This window comes from Vibrio sp. 1402, assembly GCF_033340275.1.
Genome location: NZ_JAWOWE010000462.1, coordinates 1 through 594, shown reverse-complemented (window position 1 = coordinate 594; position 594 = coordinate 1). Strand labels below are relative to the sequence as shown.

Sequence of the window (594 nt, the reverse complement as noted above, 5' to 3'; positions counted from 1 at the left end):
GAATCACTGACAATGTATGGTGCATTCGGCCTTTTCACACTCGTTTTGGTTGCGCTTGATATCTATCAAACCCGAGGCGGTGCCATTACGATGCAAAAAGCCATCGTTTGGAGCATATTCTGGTTCTTACTCGCGTTTCTTTTTGCAGGTTCCATCTATTTCTTTTGGGACGTTTACGCTCCTCATAGTGCTTACAGCAATGAGAAAGCGACCGTGTCTTTCCTAACTGGTTACTTGCTCGAAAAGTCGTTAAGCGTTGATAACTTATTTGTCTTCGCCATCATATTTGCCCAATACAAAGTGCCAGAGCATCTTCGTCCTCGTGCGTTGCTGTGGGGTGTGATTGGCGCGTTGCTTCTGCGTGCAATTATGATTGCTGTCGGCGCGCAGCTGCTCGCCCAATACCATTGGGTACTCTACCTATTTGCGGCGTTCCTAATCTGGACAGGCATTAAGCTTGCTCGCGACAAAGGTGAAGAGGAAGAAGTGAACCCATACCCAGAGCAAGTGATTCGTAAATTGCTGCCAGTAACAGATGATTATCAAGGTAATCATATGTTCTTGAAGCAAGCAGGGAAGTGGGTTGCGACGCCA

At 47.0% G+C, this 594-nt stretch carries 1 protein-coding gene; it reads left to right on the top strand.

From position 1 onward, the window contains the following. Positions 1 to 594 (top strand): TerC family protein (locus R7044_RS26680; RefSeq protein WP_405540942.1); only part of this gene is annotated, 594 nt, incomplete at both ends.